The 17,580-nt window shown below is 38.0% G+C and carries 13 protein-coding genes; 1 reads left to right on the forward strand and 12 read right to left on the reverse strand.

All coding sequences use genetic code 11. The features are described 5' to 3' along the window. Positions 1-49: 49 nt before the first annotated feature. The 12 genes from ebgA to MHH51_RS16610 form a co-directional block, all read right to left on the reverse strand. Positions 50-3,130: a beta-galactosidase subunit alpha gene (gene ebgA, locus MHH51_RS16555; RefSeq protein ID WP_339282540.1), complete on the reverse strand. Its 3,081-nt coding sequence runs from the start codon at positions 3,128-3,130 to the stop codon at positions 50-52. A gap of 48 nt (positions 3,131-3,178) precedes the next feature. Continuing rightward, the gene (locus MHH51_RS16560) at positions 3,179-4,870 is read right to left on the reverse strand and encodes a trehalase family glycosidase (protein WP_339282541.1); all 1,692 of its coding nucleotides are present in this window, start codon (positions 4,868-4,870) and stop codon (positions 3,179-3,181) included. Between the two features lie 129 nt (positions 4,871-4,999). After that, positions 5,000-5,824 carry a carbohydrate ABC transporter permease gene (locus tag MHH51_RS16565; protein WP_156988549.1) on the reverse strand — a complete coding sequence of 275 codons (825 nt, stop codon included), beginning with the start codon at positions 5,822-5,824 and terminating at the stop codon, positions 5,000-5,002. Between the two features lies 1 nt (position 5,825). After that, positions 5,826-6,779 carry a sugar ABC transporter permease gene (locus MHH51_RS16570; protein WP_147211629.1) on the reverse strand — a complete coding sequence of 318 codons (954 nt, stop codon included), beginning with the start codon at positions 6,777-6,779 and terminating at the stop codon, positions 5,826-5,828. Between the two features lie 222 nt (positions 6,780-7,001). Next, positions 7,002-8,414, reverse strand: a complete 1,413-nt coding sequence (locus tag MHH51_RS16575; protein WP_339282542.1) for an ABC transporter substrate-binding protein — start codon at positions 8,412-8,414, stop codon at positions 7,002-7,004. A gap of 48 nt (positions 8,415-8,462) precedes the next feature. Further along, positions 8,463-10,040, reverse strand: coding sequence for an aminomethyl-transferring glycine dehydrogenase subunit GcvPB (gene gcvPB / locus MHH51_RS16580; protein WP_339282543.1), 1,578 nt, complete (start codon positions 10,038-10,040; stop codon positions 8,463-8,465). Positions 10,041-10,058: 18 nt separating this feature from the next. Next, complete coding sequence (gene gcvPA / locus MHH51_RS16585; protein ID WP_186813689.1) at positions 10,059-11,444, reverse strand: aminomethyl-transferring glycine dehydrogenase subunit GcvPA; 1,386 nt, start codon at positions 11,442-11,444, stop codon at positions 10,059-10,061. Positions 11,445-11,463: 19 nt separating this feature from the next. After that, positions 11,464-12,243: an SDR family oxidoreductase gene (locus MHH51_RS16590; protein ID WP_339282544.1), complete on the reverse strand. Its 780-nt coding sequence runs from the start codon at positions 12,241-12,243 to the stop codon at positions 11,464-11,466. A gap of 231 nt (positions 12,244-12,474) precedes the next feature. Next, positions 12,475-13,521: an SPFH domain-containing protein gene (locus tag MHH51_RS16595; protein ID WP_339282545.1), complete on the reverse strand. Its 1,047-nt coding sequence runs from the start codon at positions 13,519-13,521 to the stop codon at positions 12,475-12,477. A gap of 36 nt (positions 13,522-13,557) precedes the next feature. Beyond that, the gene (locus tag MHH51_RS16600; RefSeq protein WP_339282546.1) at positions 13,558-14,340 is read right to left on the reverse strand and encodes a TPM domain-containing protein; all 783 of its coding nucleotides are present in this window, start codon (positions 14,338-14,340) and stop codon (positions 13,558-13,560) included. Beyond that, entirely contained in the window at positions 14,337-15,365 is a 1,029-nt protein-coding gene (locus tag MHH51_RS16605; RefSeq protein ID WP_147211634.1) for a TFIIB-type zinc ribbon-containing protein, read from the reverse strand. Before MHH51_RS16605 ends, MHH51_RS16600 begins: the two co-directional genes overlap by 4 nt. An 11-nt stretch (positions 15,366-15,376) precedes the next feature. Then, on the reverse strand, positions 15,377-15,886 hold the full coding sequence (locus tag MHH51_RS16610) for a hypothetical protein (protein ID WP_147211635.1): 510 nt from the start codon (positions 15,884-15,886) through the stop codon (positions 15,377-15,379). A gap of 577 nt (positions 15,887-16,463) precedes the next feature. On the opposite strand from MHH51_RS16610, the gene MHH51_RS16615 reads away from it, so the two are divergent. After that, on the forward strand, positions 16,464-17,390 hold the full coding sequence (locus tag MHH51_RS16615) for an NlpC/P60 family protein (RefSeq protein WP_147211636.1): 927 nt from the start codon (positions 16,464-16,466) through the stop codon (positions 17,388-17,390). The last annotated feature ends 190 nt before the right edge of the window (positions 17,391-17,580 follow it).

Here is a 17,580-nt window from a genome sequence, read left to right on the forward strand (position 1 = left end):
CTAAAAGAGGGTATTTATCAGAAAAGGGAGCACCAAGCCCCCTGGAACGCTATTTATCGATTATTTTTTCTTTTCCCTTCCATATATCCGTAATTTCCGATTGCTGATAGACTGACAGCTTCAGCTTTAATGTAAAAGGTTCAAATGTACAGCGGTATTTTTTCAATTGATTTTGTCCGCAAGAATTAGAGCCCAGCCCATTTTGCTTATAATCCAGATGTAAATGAATATAGTCACTTTTTTGTAAATCAATGGTATGTTTAGCTGTTTCTAAATCTTCTATATCATAAAAGCTTGCTCCAAAATCAAATTTTTCTTCAACTGCTGATGCCATAAAGGCAGTTCCCTGCTTGTCGGATAACCTCATCCAGGTCGTGTCTGTATGATTTCCATTTTCCTGTGGCTTTACGTAATTTGTGAACATGTCGTCTACTGTTGATTGATACACGCCAAATAGATTTGCCTGTTTAGAGTCGACATAGCTTTCCCCTTCACCGCGGCCATACCATTTCACATGCTCCATTTCTTTATTCAGCTGTAATTCCACACCGATTCTCGGAATCATTTCCGGAGCATTTTCTATCATGCCGGCTGGGGTTCCCTGTACTTGGAAGAGAACATCTCCGTTCCCAAATATTTTATAGCTGTATTCACATTGATAATACCAGGCTGAATTGGTTGTACCATTAACCGTTAAAACGCGGATATGAACATAGTTTTCTTCTTTGCTATAAGAGACCTCATCCACCATTTCGTGCCAGAGATGCATAAAATATTTTTCTTTATAATCATGCAGCAGATACATATCATTATCAATCGGTGCCCGCCAAAACTGCAATACCGGTCCCGATTGAATCAGCGATTTATTATCCTTTTTCCAAGACAGCATTTTTCCATTCACACGATCAAAAATGATTTCAAAATCATTACCGCGAACAACGAGTTCAAAGCTCTTTTCTTCCATGGAAATTACTTCTTTCGGTGATTTTGGCTGCACTTCTTTTTTTAATGGCATCAGAAACTGTGCATTTGCTAATTCATAACCTTCAGCAGCCCAAGATACATTTTTATCCGTTTTATAAGAAATATTTAGATAGTAATCAGAGCCAGGCTCTATATAAAAATCCAGATCATAATCTAATATAATATTTCTCTTCTGTCTGGCAGGAATGTCTGCTAATTGCTTACTTCCAGAGGTAATAATTTCATCTTCTTTTTGAATCGTATAATATAACACCAATTCCTGTAATGAAATAAAATCATATTTGTTTTCTACTTCCAGTATGCCTTTACCCAAATCGAGTGCTTGTGTATGAACGGGTTCAATAATCTTCTTATATTCTTTTAAAGCCGGAGATGGCCTCCGATCAGGCATAACAAGCCCATCGATACAAAAGTTCCCATTTGTCGGATCATCTTTAAAATCTCCGCCATAGCGATAGTAAACCGTTCCATTTTCATCCGTGCTTTCAATTCCATGATCACACCACTCCCAAATAAAGCCCCCTTGCAAATGATCATGTGCATAAATTAAGTCCTGATACTCTTTTAATCCCCCCGGGCCATTTCCCATCGCATGTCCATATTCACAGTGAATATGTGGTTTTTTCGTTGTTTCAATAATGTCTTCCATTGTTTTTCTCTTGCTATTTGGAGCTTCCAGCCAAGTATACATGGTGGAATAAACATCTGTTACTTCTGCTTCACGGTCCCCTTCATAATGAACCAGCCGCGTTGGGTCCTTTTCCCTGCAAACAGCTGCCAGCTTTCTAAAATTTTCACCAAAGCTGGATTCATTGCCAAGTGACCACATCAGGATACAAGGATGGTTTTTATCTCTTTCTATCATTCTGGCAACTCTATCCGCCATTACTTTTTGCCATACCGGGTCCTCAGCAATCCAATTATAACGATTTGTTAATTCAAACCCGTGGCACTCAATATCTGCTTCATCAATAACATACATTCCATACTTATCACATAGATCATAGAAATATGGTGCGTTTGGGTAATGAGCAGTGCGGACGGCATTAATATTGTGCTGCTTCATTAAAAGGATATCCTTTCTCATATCCTCCTCTGTAACAGCTCTGCCAGTTTTCGGGTGAAAGTCATGCCGGTTTACTCCTTTGAGTTTAATAGCCACCCCATTCACAGTAAACACATTCCCTTTTAATTCAATTTCACGAAAGCCTACTTGATTTGGGATAACCTCTATTAATTCTTCCCCTCGATAAACGAATAGAATAAGCTGGTACAGATAAGGATTCTCTGCGCTCCATAGAGTGATACCATCTATCGCTTCAGAAATGGAGAATGATTTCTCTGCCTCTTTTTCTCCCCGCAAAATTTGTTTTTTATTCCTGTCATATAATTCATAAACAAGCCTTAATGGACCTCTGTCTGTTCTTAATTCTCCTGAAAGCTTTAATTTGCCATCCTTATACTGGTTATTAAGATATGTATCTATCTTTATATCCTCTAATCCGCTGCAAGGCTGCGTATAAATTTCCACATCACGAAATATACCGCTCAACCACCACATATCCTGATCTTCTAAATATGTTCCATCAGACCATTGATAGACACGAACTGTAATATCGTTCTCTCCCTTATGCAGATAAGATGTAATATCAAATTCACTCGTTATTCTTGCCCCTTTACTATAGCCAACCTCTTTACCATTAACCCAAACATGAAAAGCCGAATCCACACCGTGAAAACGTAGAATAATGCCTTGAGAAAACCATGCTTCCTCTATAATAAATTTCCGCTTATAAATCCCCGTTGGATTATCTGACGGTACATAAGGCGGTCTGATAGGGAAGTTATACCACAAATCAGAATAATGCATACTCCCATATCCGTTCATTTGCCAATTGCCCGGCACAACTAACTTCTCCCAGCTGCTGATATCATAATCTGGCTGCTCTATCCCCGTCTCTGCATATTCTGGTGCATTTAAAAATTGAAAATACCATGAGCCATTTAGACTTTTAAAATGATGGGTCCCTCTATTATTTCCAGCTATTGCAGCTTCCTTTGTCGGAAATGATTTAAAATAAGCTCTCGGCTTCCTGCGATTGATATCGGTTATTGATATATCTTCCCAAGTTTTATAATCGCGCATATTATTCTCTCCCTTACTTGTAATCGTAAGTTTCTTAACTATTTATTTTTAAACATATGCATTTGCTAAAATTAAAAAGACACTGGAGGTCCATGTAAAAGCCCTGTCTCTTAATCCTTCTCCTGTAATAGCATCAAAGTTTTCTGCCATTCCATTTTTATTCGCCATATTACAAAAGCGCTTAGAAAGCTCACTGGCAAAGCCCACTTCTCCAGCTCTATATAAGCCATCAATAATCAGCATCGTAGAAGGGGCCCAAATAGGTCCTCTCCAATAACCATCTGACTCATAATAAGTGCTTGATACACTTTCAGTAGCTAATCCATTATCTGTTAAAAACCTTGATTCATCCTTCAATCCCTCAACAAGGTTGTTTAAAATATCTTTTGGCAGCCGCTTTCCAAGTACAATTGGCATAAATAGCAATAAACTATCTCCAGTTTTCACCTGCTGATCAGCTACATATGCCGTAAAATAGTCTTCTTTCCAGAAGTAATCCAGAAATGCTTCTAACAAGCTTTCTTGTTTTTGCTTCCATACCTCAGCTTCATTATCTTTTTCGAGTCTGACAGCTATTTTTTCTAATGCTTCCATTTGTAAGACTAAGAAAGCACATAGATCCGGACTTTCTATAGGAATACCTTCACTAAAGACTGTACTATTATCCCAACCGCTATCGTTTCCATGATGATACTCAGGAAAACCATTCTTATTATAATCTCTGTATTTTAAATACCAGTTTGTCCATTTCGAAAGCGGGGTATAAATTTCTTCCAAATGATTATTTGATATACTTTCTGACCTATCCAGCATCCATAATACTGTCCAGCCGTGAATAGGCGGCTTTGTGCAATTCCAATAAGCGAATTCATCATTTATAAAATCTGGCAGCATCCCGGTGCTGTCTTGATTTTCAAAGAAAATCATCAGCTGATCCCAGGCTAATTCAGGCTGATGTTTTAACAATGCCATTGCATTAAAGCAATGATCCCAGCTCCAAATATTCGTCATCCAATTTTTCGACATATACATTGCAGGACGAATAAGCTTTCCTTCTTCTCTTACCATACTGGACCAGGTAATATATGCTGCTTGTTTTGTACCTTTCTCATATTCTTTAGGTGTTGACAATACCTTTTCTTGCCAAGATTGAAACGACTCTTTCACCTTTTTATGACAGACTTCAAAATCTTGTTTGAATTCTTTATTTTTATAAGTTATTGTAAATTCCTCTAAAATTCCATTCATTTTATTTGTTTTTGCCGATGGCAGGAAATCAATAATTACTTTTTCACAGCCATTTACATTCCATGGAGCATCAACTGTTAAATCCCCCTCCAAAACAGTCGTCATAAAGTTTATTTTCTTAGAGAAAACATTAATTTGCCAGCTCTTATCTGATCGTGAAAAAGCATTATCATAGGCATGTCTGACTAAAGTAAACCGAATACCTACATTTTCAGAGGAAAGACAAACATTATCTACATCCCCCATAACCAATTTTACCGAACCATGCTCGGAAACGAGCTCTAAGGAAGTTGGCTCCAGCACACTTTCAAATGGAACAACCTCATTCTCTGCCAATACATCTATTTTAAAAACAGCTCCGTCATTATCGTCTCCACCTCGGATATTCCTTAAATATAATCCTTCCTCTAAACCTTTTCTCTTCTTTAAATATGATACAGATAAAAAAGATCCATATCTGCTAAAGGGAATGTTCTTTATATCAAAGGCCATTACCGTCCTCTCCTCCAATCATTTTGCTAATATCTAAACATTTTTGATTAGTAAGTAATAATAGAAAGACTTCACTTCCGGCTGATATAGGAAAATCAGTATTCTAATTACCGGTGAAAGCTTCTACCACTATTTCACAGAACCAGATATACCTTCAATAAAGTAGCGCTGCATCACAATAAATATTAAAATTACAGGTACTAAGGATATACTTGCTCCTGCTGCCATTCCTGTCCAATCCGTTTGGTATCTTCCCACAAATGAGAGCATTCCCACTGCAAGCGTTCTCAATTCTGGACTATTTAATGTTAGTACAAGCGGGACTAAGAATGAACTCCAAGTCCAGATAAATTGCATGATTGCTGCTGTAGCTATAACCGGCTTGGCAGTCGGCAGAACAATTTTTGCAAAGGTTCTAAAAAATCCAGCTCCATCAATAGCCGCAGAGTCTTCCACTTCTTGAGGCACCCTTGAGAAAAAGGCAGCAAATAATAATATAAATAAAATATGAGCACCACTTGATTCAGCTAATATTACACCAAATAAGGAATCGGATAGCCCAAGCATTTTCATTAATTCATAGAGTGGGATAATCGTATATCCGGATGGGATGAACATTAAAGCTACAACAACTGTAATAATAACTTTTCTTCCTGGGAACTTTACTCTACCAAGAGCATATCCGGTTAAACAGCTAAGCGTGATGACAATTAATACTGTTGATAGTGTGATAATGACTGAGTTCAAAAAGTATCCTGAAAAGTTAGCTACTTCCCAAGCACGGATATAGTTATCCCAATGTATATTCTCTGGGAGCGGGTTGATTCCCGAGGTCAGAAATGTACTATTTGTTTTGAATGACGATGAAATCATCCATATAAACGGATAAATCCAAATAATCCCAAAAACTATTAAAAGGGTATGTGTCATAAACATAGCAGTGCGATTTTTCATTTTATTTAATCCCCCCACCAAGCGGTTTTCTCTTCTGACCACTTACTTTATAAACAACCCATCCCAGAATTAAACTGATGATAAATACAGTCAGTCCTAAAATAACTCCTGCCGCAGATGCGAATCCTACCTGCGATGGGCCATCTGGTGCAAATGCAAAACGGTAAATGTATAATTCAAGTGTCTCCGTCGCAAAATATGGACCACCTTCTGTCAGTGTTTTTACTAAATCAAAAACTCTCATGCTGCTGACAACTGTCAAAAGTAAGATCGTGGCACCAATTGGTTTAAGCAATGGCAGTGTTATGTATCGCAATGTCTGCCAGGATCCGGCACCATCGATTTTTGCCGCTTCATACACTTCTCTTGGTATCATTTGTAAGCCGGTCAGCCAATAAATCATTGTTATTCCAATTTCCTTCCATGAACCAATAATAATCAAAAGAATCATAGCCAAGACTGGATTAGACAACCATGAAATAGATTGATCAATTAGACCAATTGCTTTAAGAAACTCATTAAAGAACCCCTGTGTTCCGAAGATATTCTGCATAACAATCCCGATAATCGCCATTGTAGTAACCACTGGCAGGAAATAAACTGTCCGATATATGCCTCTTCCTTTTAAATTTGGATTATTTAATACTAGTGCCAGTATTAAAGCAATGGAAATCGAAACAACTGTAAATCCAGCTGTATAAACAAAGGTATTTCCAAATGCATTCCAAAAGCTTGATTCAGTAAGTATTCTCGTATAATTCTTCAGCCCAACAAAATTGGTTAATGGGCCAATTCCTGACCAATCATAAAAGGAATACACATAGCTCATAACGATTGGATAAAGTGAGAAACCAAAAAACACTATGATTTGGGGAAGTATAAAAATATAAGCCCAAATATATTTATTTCTATTATATTTACTAATTCCATTACTGCTTTTTATTTTCTTTGCCATGGAAGATTCTCCTATCTCGAAAGATTAAATGAGGTAAGCCTCTACATTGTATTGTCTTTTTTTGTAGAAGCCTCCCTCATTATTTCCATACCTTAAGTTCAAAACCATTATGATAAAATGACAATCAGCTCTGCGCTTTCCTTCCATTCATTTCATCTAATAGAGGATGTTCACGCATTAATATATATCCATAATAGAAATTTGTTCAGAGTAAGGTTTATTTTACTGATGATCTTCCTCTGTATACGGCTCATAAGGTACCCAATCAGGGAATTGGAAAACTTCCCGTGTCACACTTTCATGTGCCTCTAATGCATCATCAAATGCTTTATTATAGGCAGATTCATAGGCCTCCAGCTCTCCTTCTAAATCAGATACCTGTCCTGTTAAATAACCCATTAGAATTTCTCCTGGCGATGAATCCGGTCCATTTTTCAGCACCTCTAATTGCACGTCCAGTGCCTCCGGGTTTACCACGAGCGGATTAGGAACTTGAATACTCATTGTTGAAAAGATATCCTGAATATCCTCAATCTGTTCAAATGGAGCTTCTCCATCTACTAAATCAAATTCTTTAGCAATCGTTGCCTCTCCTACATTTACTAATTCTTCATACATATTATCCCTTAAAAATATTAAAAACTTCTCTACTTCATCCCAATGCTCGGTGTTATTAGATACAAACATACCATCATTACTGGACACGCCAAATTCACCATATTGCTTGCCGTCTGGATTTTTAGTAGGAAGCTGGACAACACCCCAGTCACTAAATTCATTCTCATCTTCCAGTAATTGACCAGTCCAGTTTCCGTCGATAAGGAATGCTGTTCTTCCTACTGCAAAATATTCTCTGGCAACTGTAGAATTTGTTTCTAATGTGAGCTGTGAGAGTGCATGTTCATCAAGCATTTCTTTAAGAAATTCAATTGTTTCAACATTACCTTCGTTATTAAAACTGTATTCGCCATTCACATAGTCCATTCTGCTCTCAGGAGAAAGCTCTGTAGCCATAAGCTGGACAAAAGCATCTACTAACCAGCCGGAAGTCCCACCGAATATCAAACCTTCTGTATTCCCGTCTGACTTTTCATATACTTCTTTTCCTACAGCAAGCAGTTCATCCCATGTTTCCGGAACAGTATCTATGCCTAAATCATCTAATACTGCTTTGTTGTAATACATCATATATGTTCCGCCTTTGAAAATCGGGAATAAGTAAATATTATCTCCAATTCTTGTATTTCCTTCGTCAAAAACACCTTCTGTATATTCTTCTTGTGCTTCCTCTGGAAATACACTGTTCAGCTCGTGAACCAAATCTAAATCTACCAGTTCATTCATTGAAAATGCATCCGTAATAAACATATCAGGTAAACTATTATCAGATATTGCCGCTTGATACTCTGCATCACTTGATTCTACATTTACATTATTCAATTCGATTTTAATATCTGGATTCTCTGCCTCAAATTCTTCAATTAATTTTGGAAAAAAAGTAGATCCAGACGCAAGATTATTCCATAATTCTAAAGTTACTTCATCGCTATCTCCATCAGCTTCCTCACTTTGACAAGCCGCTAATATCATCAATAAAAGAAAAGCGCTAAGCAGTACAACCAGCTTCCTTTTCATTTAAACCATCCTCTCATAAAATAGTTTCCTAATGAATGTCATACCTTTTTAAGTCTGTTTTTCTTTTGTATTCTTATACTTCTTCAAATAAGCCCTCCAGGTAATTGCCCAATGCTCCGGATCTTCAAAGTATTTATCCGTCGTAATTTTATGAACCGAACTGCAATGGGGTGCTGACTGTATAACCTCAGGAGATGTATACGCTTCATTGGATATATGAGTCAAGCTTCTAATATACTCGTCCAAATCCTCCTTTGAATAAGATTCTGTTGGTTCTAATGTAAATGGCTGCGGAACAACGTATGGATGATGACTTGTCCAATACTGATGGGCAAAGTCTGCCATTCTTCTTGAGATATCCTCTGTCGTAATGCCTGTATCCTGATACAATGGCTCCCAGCTGTAACGAACCTGTTCTAACCTGCCGCCTTCCGCATAAGGCACATCTACACCCTTTATTTCTTTTATTTTGCTGTATAAATAATTGTTATTAAGAACCGCTGTCTCAGCAACTGCTTTTAAACCATCAGGCCCCAGTGCACGAATCCATGCATATGCACGAATAATATTTTGAGCTACACCATAGTAAGAACGGACCTTGCCGATACTATGCTCTAAATTTGTGTTCAAAACATACTTTTCACCATGCTTCTCAATAATCGGCTTTGGTAAATATGGCTTCAACCTTTCGACGACACCGACAGCACCTGAGCCCGGCCCTCCACACGCATGCGGTGTAGAGAAGGTTTTATGAAGATTGAAGAAGCACATATCAAAACCTGCTTCCTTTGCCCGCGTAATCCCAAGCAGCCCATTTGCATTTGCCTGATCATAGTAGCAAATACCACCTGCATCATGGACAACCTTCGTAAATTTCTTGATTTTAGAATTATAGATTCCTGTATCCTCAGGATTTGCAACAACAAATCCGGCTGTTCTTTCAGAGACAGCATCTTTTAATTTTTCTAAATCCGGAAAGCCGTTTTCATCTGGATATAATGTGATTATCTTATATCCTTTTACTGCCGCAGTTGCCGCTTGTGAAGGATGCGAGAATATAGTGGTGATAATCTCATCCCTTTGTTCTCCTTCTCCATTTGCCTCATGGTATGCTCTTACCATGGATGCCATCATAAACAGTGCTTGGGTGCCCGACCCCGGCTGAAATGAAAAATAGTCCATTCCAGAAATTTCACGCAAATATAAATCTAGTTCATACGTTGCTTTCAAAGTGCCTTGAACTGTCTCTTCATCCTGCTTTGGATGAAGAGATCTTAACTTTTCCGAGGCAACAAGCTTTTCATTTACTACCGGGGAATACTTCATCGTACATGTTCCCTGACCAATTTCCACATTAAAAGCCGCTCCTAATGTTTCCTGTGACAGTCTAAGATAATGCCGAAGTACTCTGTTTTGAGAAATCTCCGGAAGCTCTGGTGCCCGGCTTCTCTTCAAATGACCTGGGAGCTTTGATACCCCGTCACCGATTGTAGATGCAATCTTCTCTTCTGTTCTTGGCGGTACAACGCCTCTTTCTCCTTTTTGATGAAGCTCGAATATGACTGGCTCATTCCACTTTGCCTGATGAAAATCTCTAACCTTCTTTTGGCTTTTAATCTCTTGCATATACTCACTTCCTTCCCTTTACAAAAATGAACGTAATTCCTTTGCTAATGCATCAATATCTGCTTTACTATGAACCTCTGTTACACAGAACAAGGCAGATTGCCCTAATTCCGGAAATTCTTCTGATAAATCAATACCGCCATAGATTCCTTTACTTAATAAATATTGATTAATTTCTGCCACTGTTTTTCCTGTCTCATTAAAATCGACAACAAATTCCTTAAAGCTTACATTGTTAAAGTAACTCGAGGTTATCTGTTCTATTTCATTAAGCTTCTTCATAGCATATTGGCTGCGCTGCATAATAGTCTGTCCCAGCTCGGCCATTCCCTCCGGCCCCATTAATGCAAGATAAACCCCAGCTGTAATAGCGCACATAGATGTTTGTGTTCCGACAGATTCTTTTCCTTTTTCCCGTTTTGCAAAAGAAGTTCTATCATAGAAAACATCTCCAAACCCGTATTCCCCTTCTTGACTCGTAGGAGTAATTCCAAATAATCTGGAAGGGAACTCTGAAATGTATTCAATCTCATCTCTTGTTGCAATAAAACCTGACTGTCCTCCGCCATAATTCATAGGGTTTCCTAAAGGCTGGAGCTCCCCGCAGATTATATCTGCACCATATTGAGCAGGCGATTCCAGTACACCTAATGAGATTGGATCAACACCAACAATCGTAATAACATCTGAGCTTTTAGCAATCCTGCTTATTTCTTCTCCTTGAGTTTCTAAAAATCCCAGATAACTTGGGTTTTCAAAATATATTGCTGCTGTCTGTCCTGAAATATTGTTCTTGAGATCGGTTAAATCTAATTCCCCTGTCGCTTCCTGATAGTCAATAAGCTTTATCTCTATATCCGGTGAACAGTAATTCCAAATAATTTTTAATCGCTCTGGTGCAATCGTTTTAGGTACAAGTGCTTCTCTCTTCTTTGTTAATCTGGACGCCATTCTGATAGCAGTTGCTGCTGCCTGTCCCCAGTCAAATGTCGGGACATTTACAACATCTACACAAAGTAATTCCGCCAGCAGGCTCTGGTATTCAAATAGCACCTGGAATCTTCCATGATCTTCATACTCATCTCCAGCGTATGCCGTTACAAATTCTGCTCTGGAAGCTATTTCATCACATACAGCCGGGATAAAATGCTGCCAGCATCCTCCTCCTAAAAAGCTGATTACTTCATTTGTTCCTTTGTTTTCCTGTAGTAAATTTCCGACTTCTCTTTTCAGCTCAAATTCGTTCAGAGCTTCCGGGATGTTTAATTTGCCGGTATATCTTAATTCATCCGGTATCGTCTGATACAATTCTTCAATACTTTCTATGCCAATTTCTTTAAGCATCTGCGTCTTTATTTCCGAGTTTGTATTTGGTAAATAAGGGTGTGTTATTGTTTTAGTCATTGTTTATCATCCTCCTTTATCACGCTAATCCTCCACCATCCACTACTAAAGTTGTTCCAGTAACCCATTCTGATAAATCACTTGCTAAAAATAAAACACCTTTTGCAATATCCTCCGGTGTACCAATTCTGCTCAATGGCCTGTCTTTACCTGAATCCTCTAAAAACTTTCCTTCTTCTTCATTCAGTTGTTTTGCCTCTCCTCTTAAAAGCGGTGTATCTGTATCCCCCGGGCAAATACTGTTTACTCTGATATTGTCACTGCCGTGGTCGATAGCCATTGCTTTTGTCAGGTTAACTACACCTGCCTTTGATGCACAATAAGAAACAGCGTTATCTCCTCCCTTTAGACCCCATCCAGAGCCTGTATTAATAATTGTGCCACCACCGCTCTCTTTCATAATCGGTATGACTTGTTTCGATAAAAGGAATATGCTCTTTAAAGAAACATCCATGACTAAATCCCATTCCTCTTCCGAATGCTCCAGCAAATTTTTACGCTTGATTACACCTGCATTATTAAAGAGAATATCTATTTTATTGAAATCGCTTACAACTTTTTGAATAACTTCTTTTATATTTGTTTCAGAAGTGACATCACAAGTGATAAATACTGCACTTCCTCCACTATGTATAATTTCTTCTGCTGCTGCCTTCCCATTTTGTGCATTAATATCTAACAGAATTACCTTACATCCTAATTGAGCGAATAATTTAGATGTGGCTAAACCAATTCCTGAGGCTGCTCCTGTAATAACTGCAACCTTGCCTTTCATTCCAATCAAGCTCTCGAAATTCATACTCTGTCCTCCTTCTAAAAGTTTCTTAATTAATTAAATTAACAATATAGTAGCATAGTAATTTATTTTATATCAATAGAATTTCTGATATTTTTTGAAAATTCCCATTTAATTAAAAACGTACTATTCTTATTAAATTAGTCCTTTTAACGATGGCTAGTGAAATAAAAAAAGATACCATCTAATTAAGATGATACCTCCATTTTCTGATTTTCCAGTTGTTGTTCGTCTTTAAACCAGCTTATACCCACAATTTCCGCAAAAATTCATTCCTTGTGTTTTACTTCCACAGTTCGGACAGAAATTTGGAATGGATCCACTTGATTCATTACCTGAGGATTCCTGTTGATTCTGAGGCTGCTGATTTTGCTGTTGACTCTGATTTTGATTTTGTTGACCGCTTTGATTTTGCTGCTGTTGATTTGCTGACTTTTGCTCATTGCTGCCATTCATCATTTCTTTTGCCATCTGCATCCCCATCATCATACCGGCCATATCCGTTGCTGAATTACCGCCATTTGATTTCCCGGAAGAAATCGCATCTGTCATTGCTACGTCTTTATAACGGCCCATGTCACCAATCATGCCATGTGATGCTGTTTTAGTAATCATATCCTGAATTTCTTTCGGATAATTAAAGCTGATTATATTGAAGCCATTAATCTCAAAACCGTCCTTGTTTACCTGCATATCCAAATCTTCTTTGATTCCCTCACCAATTTCAAAGGAATTTGCCTGAAGATTAAACATATCCTTACCTTCTTTGGTAATCCACTTCATCAGTAATTGATCCAGAATCGCTGTGATTCTTAGACGGATATCCTCGACAAGGTAGCTGTCCTTAACTCCTGCAATATTATCAATCAGTTTCACATAATCTTTTACCGTAAATTGAAAGGTTCCGTTGGCTCGGATCGGCATCCCGCCAGGCAGCTGCGGTGAAGGAATATTTATGGCATTTTTTGTACCCCATTTTACAGTAAACTGTTTCGTGTTTACAAACAGCACTTCCACACGCATTCCACTGTTAAATCCAAATTTAAATCCTTTCAATGTAGATAGAAAAGGAATGATATCTGACTCTATTTCGTATTCTCCCTCATCTTTAAAAACACCTTCAATTTTTCCCTGGTTAAAAAAGATAGCATCCTGACCGGGGTGAATAATTAATTTACTCCCTTTTTTAATTTCCCTGTTATTCCATTTCCAGAAAATCATATCATCTCGAAACTCTTCCCATTCTACAACATTTGCTAACTGACCTCTAAAAAAACCCATTATTTAGATCATCCTTTCTATATAGCCTTCTATAAGTTAAAATTTACCGCGTGCTCCAGAATGTGAATGACCTCCTCTTGTCATTCCACCTCCGCCACCTCCGCGGCCACCTCCAGTGTTTTTCTGAATTTTTGTTTTCGTAACGGTTTGACGCAAGTATCTATCTGACTTGTTTTTCACGCGTGAATTATTTGCATCAAGATACGTGCTTGCATTAGTTGTTACACGTCCACCCATATTAAAAATCATTGAGCCGACCACAGCTGCCCCAATTATAACAGCAACCAATAAATGAAACCATGTCTGAAGTAAAAAACCATCTGGATTTACCAATGGGCTAACTCCCATATATTTATCTACTTTTTCAAAATATAATAAGCTCGCATCATAATAATCATTTGCTGATAAATCTGGAATGATCTGATCTACGATTTGCTGTCCACGATCACTATCTATATATTTTTCCCCTTCATAAAAACCCGCTACATATATGTCGCGATTTCCCGGCCCCTTAGAAAAATCGAGGCCTAAAATAACAGTATCTCCATGATTCCCATCATATCCGGGTCCTTGCGCATCATAGAAATCCTCGATATACGGTTCAATATCTATTCCATCCTGCTCGCCCTTCGTCAAAATAAGAATATCAATCTCATTCTCTTCACTATACTCAGCTGCTCTCTGCTCCAGGTCGGTCCTCTCATTATCGGTAAATATATTTGCATCATCGTAAATATACTGCTTCTCTGCAAAAACTCCAGGAATAATAAATAAAGATATTAGTAAAAGAAAACTGGCTGTGATTATATACTTTCTCATAAAATATCACCGCCCAGCATAATAGCTATTGTTTTGAATAAAACAAATGATCCGCCGGCAATGCCAGAAAACCAGAGTGCAGCCTTTGAATAGCTCAGCGGCGGCTTACCGACAATTTTCCCTGTCTGTCCGTTCATCGCAAATGTATGCTCCTGTTTATCAAAATCATAATAAACCATCCAAACCGGTAAGAGCACATAATAGCTGTTTGCTTTCTTTGTACGGATATTCTTCTGTTCATAATTTACAGAGGTGTAGCCCCGTACAGTTGAACCTATATAAGTATCCAAAAATCCTCTGATTTTTGCTTTTACCCGATCAAACAGCTCATCATCGGTATAATTATATTTTTCTGCTAAATAACCAGCTAAATAAGGTGTTTTAAAGCCTTCCAGCTTGTTGTAGTCATAAGGCTCTAATTTATCCATCAGCTCATCATCCATTTTTTCTGATGCATCCACAGGAACCTTTAAATAACTGATATCAATATCCCGGTGTACCCGATAATACTTTGTCTCTGTATAACGGTAATCTCCGCGCCGGTATGTACGCACCTTGGTTCCTGTTGCCTTCACCTCTACATCATTATCCAGGTCATACATCCAAAACGGGACGTACATTCCGGTAATATTTTTGACGCGGTCAGCTGTCATAAAGCCCTTTGGTGTCAGCCTGCCATTTTTACACCATTTTTTAAATGCCTGCATCGCTTCCTCTTTGCTGATGGTAAATGGTATAACTTTAGCAGGGGCCAGCTCACCGGATAATCGATCAGCAAGAACCACTCCTGCACCGCAAAAGCTGCATGATGTCGCTGTTGTATCTGCATCTGTCAAGACAACAGCTCCACAGTTTTCACAATGATATTCTTTCGCCTCATCTTCTTCAAAAGACTGCGTAATATTTACATCATCAAATGTATCAATATGCTCCTCATGACCACAGCTATCGCAAGCCAAGTGACCAGATGCACTGTCAAATCCCATATCCGCCCCACAATTAGGACATTTATAATGTACTAACATCCGTCTTCACCTCATTTTTCTGATCGCAATTCAAGCAGTGCCTCTGCCTCAGCAAGCTCAAACTGAATTTTTTCTTCTTCTTTTGCAGTATATTTTATTATATCCGCTTCATTTTCTTTAGCCGTAGTTTCTCTCTGCATTGCGTCGAGCCGGTCAAAGGTTTCATTAAACGTCTGGCTCATCCGCTCATAGCTTTGCTTGAAAGGAACCATCTGAGCTTCTAAATCATAGTTTTGCTTTTGCAATTTTTCAATCTCTTGGAGTGCCGCTTCTCTTTGTATTTGAAAACGGCTTTTTTCATTAGGTTGTTCTGTTCTTTCTTCATACTTTGCAAATTTATCTGCAAGGCTCTGTTTTTCTATAATTTCTTCATTTATTCTTGTTATATTTACTTGAATTGTATCTATTTTGGCACGCATTTCCCGCATTATCCTATCCATTTCTTTTTTACTTTTCTGTAAGTTTTGCCTGCTTTTCTTTGCTTCTCGTTCAGATGAATAAAAGCCTCTAAAAAAACCCATTCTGAATCATCCCTTTCTTCCGAGCTTATGTATTTGTACGTTTGAATATAATAAAAGGTTTCATCGGTATTTTCATTTTGCAGACCAGTTACCAGCAAATAACTCTTGTAATCTGGCTAATTACCTTAAAGGATACCGTATTTTCTTCAGGATTTCTAATTATCTTTGAAAAAAGAGAGATTTATTTTACAGGATTGTAATAAAAATAGCTTTTCGACATGAAAATGAAATGAAAAAACAGTGAATTTCTCTGAAAATATTGATGTAGACAATATCGAAACGTGTCTAATCCTGTAATATATTTTAATAATTTGTTATCGTTCCTTAAAAATATGGACACCTTCTTGTGATGTCTCTATGTTAACTTGTACATAGTGAAAAAAATAAACGCTCACCTAACAGCTTAATGAGCGGTCAAGATGTTCATGTCCATTACTCTAGTTATCAATCAATTCGTATTTCTCTCTGACTAGTAGCAGGAGTTTTACGGACAAGCACATCATGATGGAATGAAATCTTCTACATAGGTTTCTATTTTTCAACAAAATTATAGTAAAAATTTTAAGGAGGAATTCTTTTGGCACCATCGAATCTTAACGCAAAAAAGTATGTAATTTCTACTGCATTTGCAGCAACTCTAGCTCTTACTCCAGTGGTAGGATCCAGCGTATTAGCTAATGCAGGAGAAGGATCTTCTGAGGGAGATATCACCTACGAAGAAAGTAACCTCCCAAATATTAATGCAGAACAATCTTCTGAGACAGAAACTCCGTCTGCAACAGTTAATTCTTCTCTTATTCAACAAGGTGATTCAGGTTCAGGAGTAGAAGAATTACAAAGTTCATTACAAAATCTTGGTTACTCTTCCAGCAATGTAGATGGTATCTTTGGTGAACTTACTGCACAAGACGTAAGAAATTTCCAATCTGATCAAGGATTGCAGGTAGATGGTATTGTAGGACCAGCTACTTCTGAAGCATTAGGAAATCCTGTTGAGGCAGCTCCAGAAGCGCCAAGCTCTGAAGAAGCTTCTGAACCGGAAGCAGATGAAGGTGAGCTTGTAATTGAGGAAGTAGATAATTCTGACGACTCTAGTGAAACAGAAGCACCTGCTACAGCCAGCGGGGCAAATATTGTAGCTGCAGCAGAAAGTGCACTAGGAATTCCTTATCAATTCGGAGCATACACACCAGGAGACCCAAATCCTTCTGCATTAGACAGCAGTGGATTAATCAACTATACATTTGAACAAGTGGGTATCAGTGTTTCCCGTACACACGCTGGAATGTGGGCAAATGACGGAGTGCATGTAGATTCTCCAAGCCCTGGCGATGTTGTTTTCTTCGAAGGAACTTACGATACAGCCGGTGCATCTCATAGCGGAATCTACATTGGTAATAATCAAATGATTCACGCAAGCAGCGGAAGCGGTCAAATGGTTGTTGCAGATATGAGCATTGATTACTGGCAAGACCATTATCTTGGAGCTAAATCTTTTCAATAATAATTTTTAAAACAGGCGTAAGCAGTTACGCTTGTTTTTTTATGTCCACATTTCTAACCATTTTTTGTTATAATCAATGTAATTCAATCTAAAGGAGCTGATTTAAAATGAAACAGGTTATACAGGTGATTGGAAAGTAAAGATATTTTCCCTTTTCAATCATTTTTCATAGAAAAAATCAAACAAAAAT

The organism is Oceanobacillus sp. FSL K6-3682, from assembly GCF_037976165.1.
GTDB lineage: Bacteria > Bacillota > Bacilli > Bacillales > Amphibacillaceae > Oceanobacillus > Oceanobacillus sojae.